The following is a 10,261-nucleotide window of genomic DNA, read 5'->3' as shown; positions in this document are numbered from 1 at the left end:
TTGTTAACTTTGCAACTTGAAATTTAGTTCGTTGAAAATATTGAAATTACAAAATCCGTAGTACCCGAAAAACGAATCCTATGAACGTAATATGCTCATATGTAGGCAGATATAAAATATTGTTCTCAACTTGGGTTAAGTTTATGATTGTTCCGTATTTCTTATATTTGGAGATATATAGAGTTTGATTATAAAATATATATAACCAATTGCGGTATGCACTATATTCATTGCTAAATGTATTTTTATTTTTTCTGATGTCTATTTATCAATTCAAGCAGTAGTTTCCTGTTTATCGGTTTAGAAATATAATCATTGCAACCAGCTGCGATTGCTTTTTCATTGTCGCCAAAAAGTGCGTAAGCTGTTTGTGCAATAATAATTATATCTTTATTGAATTTACGGATTTCTTTCGTAGCCTCATAACCATCCATTACCGGCATTTTAACATCCATAAGCACCAAATCAATATTTTTATTGTTCTTCATATACTCAATGGCTTCTTTTCCACTTACTGTTCTTGTTATGCTTTTTGCAATATTATTAAGGATAATTTCGAGATGTTTAAAACTAATATCGTCATCTTCGGCTATTAAGATGTTAATTTGATTATCACCAGCTTTGTTTAATACTTCATTCTCCTTTATGAGTTCGGGCTTTACTTGTTTTTCGATCCAGGGTAGAGTAAAATAGAATGTTGAGCCTTTTCCATGTTTTGATTCAACACCAATCTTACCACCCAATATCTCAATATAGGCTTTTGAAATAGCAAGTCCAAGACCCGAACCTTCAAAAGCTCTTGTGTCATCAATATCTGCCTGTTCAAAACGATTAAAAATGGAATTAATTCGATCTTCGGGGATTCCTATTCCGGTATCTGTGATTTTAAATTCAAGTTTCAATCCTTTTTTATTGCATAGAATTTCTATACTCCCCTTATCAGTGTACTTAATAGCATTTTTAATCAGATTAGAAATAATTGAGTTTATTTTCACTTTATCTGAAATAATAATGCTCTGCCGTGGCAGCTTATTTATAAGCCTTAATTCTATTCCTTTGGCAGTAGCCTCCTTATCAAAAAATTCAAATTGGTTTTCTATTTCTTCATTAATGTTAAGATCGGTATTTGATATTTCTACCTGGCCGGCATCAATTTTTGAAATGTCAATGATGTCATTAACCGTATTCAGCATACGATTCCCACTTTTCCCTATTATTTCTAAAAACTTATCCCGTTCTTCGCCACTTAAATCAGGTTCTTTTAATAAATCTGTAAAGCCCAGAATACCATTCATAGGTGTACGTATCTCGTGGCTCATATTAGCCAGGAATGCTGATTTTAGACGATCACTTTCTTCTGCTTTTTCTTTGGCTTCATTCAATTCATTTTCAATCTGCTTTTGTTTTGTAATATCACGACAAGTGCCAAATGAAGTTAAAGGTTTATTATTGCTATCGTGTATGGTAATCCAACGCTCTTCCACATGTTTAAATCTACCCGATGGGGTAATAATGCGATGCTGCACACTGTTGTAATCTTTTGACGAAAAAGATTTTACAAACACCTCTTCTATTCTTTCAATATCATTGGGGTGCACATAGTCTAAAAACGAAACATGGGTGTCTTGGAATTGATCTTTGTCTAGTTCAAAAATTTTGTAAGTTTCGTCAGACCATTCTACTTCCATAGTAAGTAAATTGGTTTCCCAGCTTCCTACTTTTGCTACTGATTGTGCGTCCTTTAGTTTTTGTTCATTTTTTTCTGTCTTTTCTTTAGCTTCCTTCAATTCATTCTCCGCCTGCTTTTGCTTTGTGATATCCACTTCTATTCCATCCCAACAAATAATGCCATCAATAATTCTAGGTTGAGATACAAGGTAAGACCATCTAATACTCCCATCAGGATTTATAATTCGGCATGTTGTTTTGAAAATGGACATATTTTTTAATGCATCTTTTTCAGCCTTAATAAGATCAGCTACATCTTCCGGATGCAATTTTCCATAAATCAAATCAGGATTTTCTTGTGCTTGCTCAGCAGTGCAGCCATATAGTTTGCTTACAGCATCACTTACATAATTAAATTTCCGTTTATTTTCATCAAGCATTGCTACCTGATATATCATACCGTCAACAAAATTATTAGCAATTCGTTTTAATTGTTCTTCGCTTTCTTCGGCTTTTTCTTTGGCTTTTAATAATTCGAGTTCATTTTGTTTCTTCTCCGTAATATCAATAGTAGATCCGTAAACAGTTAATTTCTTATTTTCAAAAACTGCCCTGCCTGTTGATGAGAAAAATGCCAGTTTACCATCTGCTTTTTTTACTTCATAATCGAACGAAATCGACTTGTTGGGATTCTCGATACCATATTTAAATATGTCATTTATTAAAGGTAAATATTTAGGTAAAATGTAAGAATAATACTTACCCCAGGAATTACCAACACTTCCTTTTGGTAATGCAAGAAATTGATCCACGGCCTCTGAAATATACGTATCTTTAAAATTCCCATCTTTATCTATATCCGATTTCCAAATTATATTCGGAGTGTTTGCATTAATTACTTTAATTTGTTGCAAACTGGTATTTATTTTTTCTTTGGCTCTTTCTTCAAAATCAATATCCCTGAGCGTACCTATCATTCTAATTGAATTGCCTTTACTATCTCTTTCTACAACTTTTCCGTAATCAAGAAACCATTTCCATTGTCCGGTTTTGGTTCTTAGACGGTGTTTATTCTCATAAAATTCGGTCTTACCTTTAAAGTGTTCTTGTAAATCAATAGAAACTTGTTCTGCATCATCGGGATGTATTTTATCTTCCCACCATTTTATGTGGGGTTTTATTTCACTTAATTTATATCCGAGATTTTCGACAAGTATATCATTATAAATTTTATCTCCCGAAGGAATATTCCAATCCCACCAACCAAGATTAGCTCCTTTGATGATAGTTTCGAATTGCTCATTTTTGTCCTTTATTTTCTCCTCGGCTTGATTACGCTCGCTGATATCAATACCCATTCCCACCAGACAATACATCCCATCAAACTCTATCAGCGTGCCAGTTAAATAGTAAAGAATTTTATTACCATTCTTCGAAAGCCAGTGAGCTTCTACAGATGATTCCCCTTTTTCAAAAGTTTCCTTGATCCTTTCCGAAACAAGTTCCTTATCTTCGGTTGAGAAAAAGTCAAGTGGATGCATCTTGACTATCTCTTCTGCAGAATATTCAGAGATTATTTCGAAGTTTTGATTCCATCGTAGAAATTTCCCTTTAGAATTAAAGAGGTAGAAAATCCCTGGTAAACTATCAATAGCCTTCTCTATAAATCTCTTCTCATTTCTATGAGCTTCCTCTGCTTTCTTCCTTTCAGTTATGTCAAAGATCATTCCCTCGAGATACAGCAGCGTATCGTCCGTATCGAAAATTGGGTTTCCAATTTCAGAAAAATGACGAATTTCACCGTTTTTATGCTTGAACCTATATTCAAGATTGAATGATGCTTTTTTGCTTATTGCCTTAGCTACATCTTTTTCAATGTAAGCTTGATCTTCTGGATGGATTCTAGGAAATAGTGAACATACATTTCCTCTCATCAACTCTTCAGACTTATATCCTGTGAATTCCAGTAGCATATCATTATAGAAAACCATTTTGTTGTCTTCTTTACAAAATACCCTAAAAATAATTCCAGGCATATTTTCTGTGAGAGTCCTAAATTCCCTCTCTTTGAAAAGCAATTCCTCTTCAGTTTTCTTTTTTTCGCTTATGTTACGAATAAGCCCTATTGTTCCTTTGAGTTTATCCGAATTATACTTCCTGACTGTAAGTTCTCCTACAAAATAGTTTCCATTTTTATGTTTCATTAATAATTCAAGATTTATAGTAGGAGTCCCTTTCATAAAAGTTTTTATGAATTCCTTCATCGCTTTTGGAATTTCTGTTTTCTTTAAGAATTTCATAAATAACTTGCCTTCCATTTCCTGGGGAGTATAACCAAAAATAGAATTTGAAGAAGGGGAAATGTATTTTATCGTGCTTTTGTCGTCGGTCAGGAAGATCATTTCTGTAACTTGTTCAGTGATATTGCGGAACTTCTCTTCGTTTTCTTTTAGTGTTTTTTGAGCTATTTGCAATTCCTTATTGGCTTCGCTTATATTTTTCTTATCAGTTTCAAGCTGCTTGTTAATTTCAATATTTTCTAAATTCCTGGCACCAATGTTTCCAATGGTTTCAGTAAGTGCAACCAGAAACTGAATGGTTTTTTTTATTTTTTCTTCATTGTAAACAGGAACATTTTCAAGTGCAGCCAGATATTTATGTTCGTTGAAACCAAAGTTTTCAGCCTGTTTTCTGAAAAAATCAACATCTGGCTTCTCAGTTAGAAATTGACCGGTTAAGAAATTGCCAACATGCGTGTTCCTTACCATAATTGTCATGGCAACATCCATCAACCCGTTTTTACATTTATACAAACTATACTTCTTACCTTCTTTTAATTGCTTGGTAAGTTCGGCATTGCTTTCAGTACAACGTTTACTTGAATGATTATTTATCCTGTGAAACTGAGTGCATATTGGTTGCCAGCCCGTTGCAATAAGCACATTGTTATCTAAATCGAGTATAGAAGTAGTAGTTCCTGTTAATTCAGTGAAACTTTCGCAAATATTTCTCAATTCTTCAATGTCGAATATTTCATCAAATTTGTAATTCATAATTATAAATATTTTTTTTTCAATACATTACATGATCCTACAAGACAAAAACGAATGTCTGATACAACAGTAGCTTTTTGTTGAAGAAGTTACTGCATTTTATCAATAGATTTAGATACAAGTATTTGGCTAACTCCTCCAATTTTAAGCTCCCCTGTTTCTACGTTTATAATTTTTCTCATCATAGCTCAAAATTAATTAATTTTGGCTATTAATGAAAATCTGTTTATCTCCAAATATAAGAAAAATACAGAATTTGCTTATTAAAGAAATAATTTAAGGCAAAAATAGTTTGCCAACTAACTGAATTATTTTATTTTCGCAAAAGTATTTTTAAGCCTATATTAATTTATTACGAAGTCGATCAAAATTTTGCTATGAATTGTGCAAAACAAAAGAAATATATACACCTGTATCAAGCACAAAGTTCAATTAAATTCTTAATCCTTTCGATGATATTGATATTTAAGAATTTAAAAGTAATAAACAGAATTTTCTGGATATACTAATGTTTTGGCTAATTAAAGAAAAAGATGGAATACGAAAGTAAGTCTGATAGATGGCAATTTGAGAATGAATTCTGTACTGAAAAGCATGAAGTATGGATTCATGAAGCTGTGAACCTGATGTATTCAGCTAAAGTAATCAATGATTATTCGTGGAATTTTAATAATAAATATCCAACATTCTGGACATTTAGAATTGAAAGGATGTTGTGGGGCTACTCTTTTGAAAATTTATTCAAAGCAAAAATAATATGTGATTTAAAAAATAGTATGATCATTAAAGAAGTTCCTTTATCAGAGATTAAAAGCCATAATTTGCTCTTATTGGCAAGTAAAGCAAAAATTACATTATCAGATGATGAGAAATTCTATTTGAGGATATTGGAAAAATGTGCCGTATGGGCTGGCAGATATCCAATTCCAATAAAAGAAAGTCAATTGCCTCAAACCAGAAAACCAATGAAAAACAGAGAGGAATTGATTGATAGGTCTAAAAAACAATTTGACTTACTATTAAAAGGAAAAATAAAAAGAGTAATTGAGGAGAATGATGTAATGCATTCTGGAGTAGGCACATTAGAATTGAAATTATATGAGGATTTATTTGAAAGAATTAAAGACAAAATAAAATAGCTTGTCACAACTCCTTAAAAATATGAAAGCATCGAGAAACTACTGAGCCAGTCTCTGTCCTAATGAAAAATCGGAAGATTTAACGATAAAAGAAATTGGAATTATTATTACAACAAGACTAAAAACAAGGAAATCCGCTTCATTCATAGCAGAGGAACTTTGACAATAAACCAAAAAAATCGAAAAATCATCTGCATCTTTTGTCATGACGTATATTATTTGTATATTTGCACGTAAATATTATTGACATGGAAACAAAATTGACATTAAGACTAAATGACAGCGTAATTGAAAGAGCAAAAATCTATGCTAAAAGTCAAAGAATTAGTTTATCAAAAATGATTGAATCTTATTTGGACAGTTTGACAAGAGAAAAAGAAAGCGATAAAAAAAATCCAATTACACCTCTTGTTGAAAGTTTGAGTGGTGTTATTAAACTATCGCCTGACTTTGACTACAAAAAAGAGTATTCCGACTATTTAATTGAGAAATACAAATGAAAAAACTTTTTATTGACACAAATATCGTCATATACTTATTATCAAGACGAGACCTGTTTTATGAGGAATCAGCAGACCTTTTTTCATTGGCAGACCAAAAAATTATCGAACTTAATATTTCGTCACTAACTATCGCTAATACAAGTTACATATTGTTGCGTCAAACTAATTCAGAAAAAACAAAAGAAATATTGAGGAAGCTTAGGCTAATAGTCAATATTTTACCTCTTGATGACAAGATTATAGGAGTAGCCCTAAATGACAATTCATTCACAGACTTTGAGGATGGACTTCAATATTTTACTGCAATAGAAAATAAGCAAGACATTATAATAACAAGAAACCTTAAAGACTTTAAAGCATCGAAATTGCCTGTAATGACGGCGAGACAGTTTATAGAAACATTTATATAAGGTCAAATAGCCAAACATCAAAGAACATAAAAACAGCATAAAACTACTGAGTCGTGCTCAATATTCATTATGAAAAATTGGATAAACCTAAGCCTCTCCCTAAATAATAAAATCTCGAAATCCTCTCAATTGTTTTCGGAACAATTTCAGAAAGCAAAATCAAATATACCAGAAATGAAAAAAGACAAATGATTAAAATATTAAATAGAAATGTATTGTAATAATTTTCTAAGATTTTTTTGTTTGGTGAAAAGAAATGTGTCCTTCCAAATTTCGACCTTGCATCAAAATATATTGGATCCTTTTTTAAAATAAGTCGATTTTTGCTATTTATCATCGAAACTGTTGCTTCCTCATTGCTTACAATTTTTGCAAGCTCCTGATTGTAATTTCTTGATTTTAACCTATTTACTTCGTACATCCCTATGGAGTTAATCAGACTTGAGCTTATTTCGTTATATTCTTTCGTTTTTGCTTTTTTCAAACTTTTATTTTGCCATTTCAAAAACTCCAGATAATTGTTGCACGAATTTGACACTTCCGGGCTAAAATCCTTGAGATTCAGCTGATTAATATATTCAAATGGTTTTCTATTTTCATCAGTCCAAAGCAATGGAATTTCATTTTGGAGAATATTCAAATTATTCTCAATCTTTTTCACATCATATTGCGGCCTAAAATACTTCTCGCAATCTTCCAACAATGAAATTAGTTTAGGAATAAGGAGTTTATATTTATTATTGGCACTAATAATCTCTTTTTCAACAGCAAAAAAATGCTTCTCATAATTATTCCAAGAAAATTGTTCAACAGCCAAGGCTTCAAATCCCCATCTCGCAACAGAAAAATCTGCTATCAATGGTACATATTCTTCATGTTTTAGAGATTTAGGGAAATTATCGAATTTTATGGGAACACCACTAAAAAGATATTGAAACACCAAAAAAACCGGAATAATTACAAATAAAACGCTTTTCGATGAAAATATTTGAGAAAATAAAAGTCCAAGCATCACAGCAAAAACTGATATAGCAAACAAAATAATAAAGTACTTCAAAGTCATCCCTTCAATTCCAAGAATAAAGTTTCCGAACAATACATAAATTAGAATCTGAATAGCAGAAATTAGTATCAAAACAAAAATTTTTGAGTTGTAATAACTGAACTTATTTAGATTGATAAAATCGAAATGCTTCAATAGATATTTATCTTTAACAATTTCATTAATACTAATGGAGAAGCCTAAAAACAAAGCAACAAAAACGCTGAATAGCAAATAATTAGGAAGACTTGCATTATCGACTAAGATATACTTTTCTCCTACATACGATTTTGACAGAAATGCGAAAAATAATGTAAAAAGTGGGGATAGTAGTAATGTAAAAAACAAATATTTTTTGTTAGCGAATAATACTTGTAGTTTGCTTTTCAAAAATATGCTAAATTGTTTGAATGAATTTACAGTATTAAAAAACCTAATCGGAAATACCAAATCCTTGTCATTACAACCATTCGTAACATTCAGGCTTTTGGTTTCTCTGGTCTTTTCTTCGTAAGCCTGATGCCATTCTTTTGCTGTAATTTTTCTTTGGTTAGTATATCTTCCAAACTCATCAACTATTTTAGCTTCAATAATTTGAAGAATTTGATTGTGATTAATATTCCCACAAAAAGGGCAAATACTTTCAGTAATTTTCAAGTGAGTATGTGCCTTCTTGAAATAAATGATTGCCTCTGATGGTGTGCCGTAAAATATCTGATAACCTTGATCTAATATGCAAATTTTATCGAACAATTTGAAAACATCGGACGAGCACCTTTCCACCGACGCAAAAATCAATGTATTTTTATTTGCCTGCTCTTTCAAACTATGCATTATTTGATCCGAATCCGCTGATGATAGGCCACAAGTAGGATTTTCAAAAAACAGTATAGTTGCTTTCCTCAACAGTTCGATTGCAATGTTTATTTTCTTTATTTGAATTTTGCTGATTTGCTCAGAATCCTGGCTTTGAATAATAGTATTCCTAACATCTTGTAAGTTATTTTTAGCAATGATTTTTTCTACAAGCTCTTTTATTTGGGAATCTGAATAGTCATTAAAATAAAGTTTTGCATTGTAATGTAAATTCTGATAGACACTCAAATTATTGATAAGAATACTATCTTTCTGAATATACCCAACAATTCCATCAAATTTTTGTCTGTTTTTAAGAAAATCAATATTATTAATCAATATATCGGACGAATCTGCTTTTACTTGTCCGGATATAATATCAAGAAGTTTACCATTTGAGCTATCATCAGTACTGAAAATGCCTACAAAGTGCCCCGACTGCCCACAGATATTGTTTGCTGCAACATCATTCGCCGATTGGAGCGATCTATATTTAATTTTTTTTGCATGAAAAACAACTTTATGCTTTTCATCAAAACGAGAAAAATTGCTGTTAATTTCAGAATAATAAATCGGTTCCAATAATTTGCCGCTAATAGCAGAATTTGGATTCAAAACAAAAAAAACATTTTCAATAATTGCAATTCCATCTATATTAAGGCTTTCGTTTCCGAAATACCTAAAAATATACATATTTATGCTGTTGATATGTAAAACAACAATTTTCCCTTTAATATTTTTGTTGAAAATATTTTTTGATTTAACCGTTTCGTTTGGCTTATTCCAACCGAACCATGCCCCTTCTGAATCTTCGCTAGATTTTCTATTTTCGATTATTAGAGTCTTTTCAGGATTTAGGCTTTTAGCTTCCTTATCGAAAATAAAATTTGTAATATCATTATACTCTTCGTCTGTCAGATTGAAATTTTTAGCAACTGTAATCAGAATTTTGGTATCCTTTTCTGAACTCACAAAATCTTCGTTCACAAACTCGCACAGTTGGAGAAAAACGTACATTCGCTCTTTACGATTTAGCTCCATGTTTATTTGCTTACATACATTTTCTAAATAAAGATATTTGTCTTGCTGCAATTCGTTCTTCGAAATAAAAATATCTTTATGATGAAAGTCAAAATAATTGTCGAATAATACAATATACTCATCTGCAAGTGTTTTGCTCAGATGTTTGTTTAAATACGATTTTACAATATCTCGAGAATTCGACGAAAAATCTTCTATATCAACGTAAGTAATTATAGCAAAAAGATGAATTAGAGAATTTATTATAGATTCGTTCATAATAAGAATATATTATTTTGAAACCGAAAAACTAAACTCATTATTTTATTAGTTATTAATCAATTATAAAGAAACATTTAAACTTTTACTTAAACTTACTATTTGAATATCAAAATTATTTTCTTTCCATGAATAGATGTGTAGATAGTTTCACAATATTCAATTTCTCAAACGATCTAAATATCTATATTTTCATTAATATTCCTCTTCAAAATCAAAACTCAAAAGTAGAAAAAAATAGAAATTTATAAAATCTAATATTATTGATTAAGCATTTTTCAATACTAAAATC

At 30.9% G+C, this 10,261-nt stretch carries 6 protein-coding genes; 3 read left to right on the top strand and 3 right to left on the bottom strand.

The window, feature by feature from the left end; genetic code table 11:
• Positions 1 to 245: 245 nt before the first annotated feature.
• Complete coding sequence (locus HN894_16700; GenBank protein ID MBT7144964.1) at positions 246 to 4,721, bottom strand: PAS domain-containing protein; 4,476 nt, start codon at positions 4,719 to 4,721, stop codon at positions 246 to 248.
• 533 nt (positions 4,722 to 5,254) lie between these two features.
• Between HN894_16700 and HN894_16695 the strand changes: the two genes are divergently transcribed.
• Positions 5,255 to 5,860, top strand: a complete 606-nt coding sequence (locus tag HN894_16695) for a hypothetical protein (protein ID MBT7144963.1) — start codon at positions 5,255 to 5,257, stop codon at positions 5,858 to 5,860.
• A gap of 39 nt (positions 5,861 to 5,899) precedes the next feature.
• On the opposite strand, the gene HN894_16690 is transcribed toward HN894_16695, so the two are convergent.
• Positions 5,900 to 6,067 (bottom strand): hypothetical protein, encoded by a 168-nt coding sequence (locus HN894_16690; protein ID MBT7144962.1) that lies wholly within the window; start codon positions 6,065 to 6,067, stop codon positions 5,900 to 5,902.
• Positions 6,068 to 6,108: 41 nt separating this feature from the next.
• Here HN894_16690 and HN894_16685 point away from each other — a divergent pair, with 41 nt between their 5' ends.
• Positions 6,109 to 6,360 (top strand): hypothetical protein, encoded by a 252-nt coding sequence (locus HN894_16685; GenBank protein MBT7144961.1) that lies wholly within the window; start codon positions 6,109 to 6,111, stop codon positions 6,358 to 6,360.
• The gene (locus HN894_16680; GenBank protein MBT7144960.1) at positions 6,357 to 6,773 is read left to right on the top strand and encodes a PIN domain-containing protein; all 417 of its coding nucleotides are present in this window, start codon (positions 6,357 to 6,359) and stop codon (positions 6,771 to 6,773) included. Before HN894_16685 ends, HN894_16680 begins: the two co-directional genes overlap by 4 nt.
• A 67-nt stretch (positions 6,774 to 6,840) precedes the next feature.
• Here the strand turns inward: HN894_16680 and HN894_16675 are convergent, their stop codons facing one another.
• Complete coding sequence (locus HN894_16675) at positions 6,841 to 9,969, bottom strand: ABC transporter permease (GenBank protein MBT7144959.1); 3,129 nt, start codon at positions 9,967 to 9,969, stop codon at positions 6,841 to 6,843.
• Between the last annotated feature and the right edge of the window lie 292 nt (positions 9,970 to 10,261).

The sequence above is a fragment of the Bacteroidota bacterium genome, assembly GCA_018692315.1.
In the GTDB taxonomy this organism is placed as follows: domain Bacteria; phylum Bacteroidota; class Bacteroidia; order Bacteroidales; family JABHKC01; genus JABHKC01.
The sequence above is the reverse complement of the archived record's forward strand: the minus strand, read 5'-3'. Positions and strand labels throughout refer to the sequence as shown.

Excerpts from the sequence above, each read along its gene's own strand:
- HN894_16700 (MBT7144964.1), bottom strand. The coding sequence starts at position 4,721 with ATGAATTACAAATTTGATGAAATATTCGACATTGAAGAATTGAGAAAT.
- HN894_16695 (MBT7144963.1), top strand. The coding sequence starts at position 5,255 with ATGGAATACGAAAGTAAGTCTGATAGATGGCAATTTGAGAATGAATTC.
- HN894_16690 (MBT7144962.1), bottom strand. The coding sequence starts at position 6,067 with ATGACAAAAGATGCAGATGATTTTTCGATTTTTTTGGTTTATTGTCAA.
- HN894_16685 (MBT7144961.1), top strand. The coding sequence starts at position 6,109 with ATGGAAACAAAATTGACATTAAGACTAAATGACAGCGTAATTGAAAGA.
- HN894_16680 (MBT7144960.1), top strand. The coding sequence starts at position 6,357 with ATGAAAAAACTTTTTATTGACACAAATATCGTCATATACTTATTATCA.
- HN894_16675 (MBT7144959.1), bottom strand. The coding sequence starts at position 9,969 with ATGAACGAATCTATAATAAATTCTCTAATTCATCTTTTTGCTATAATT.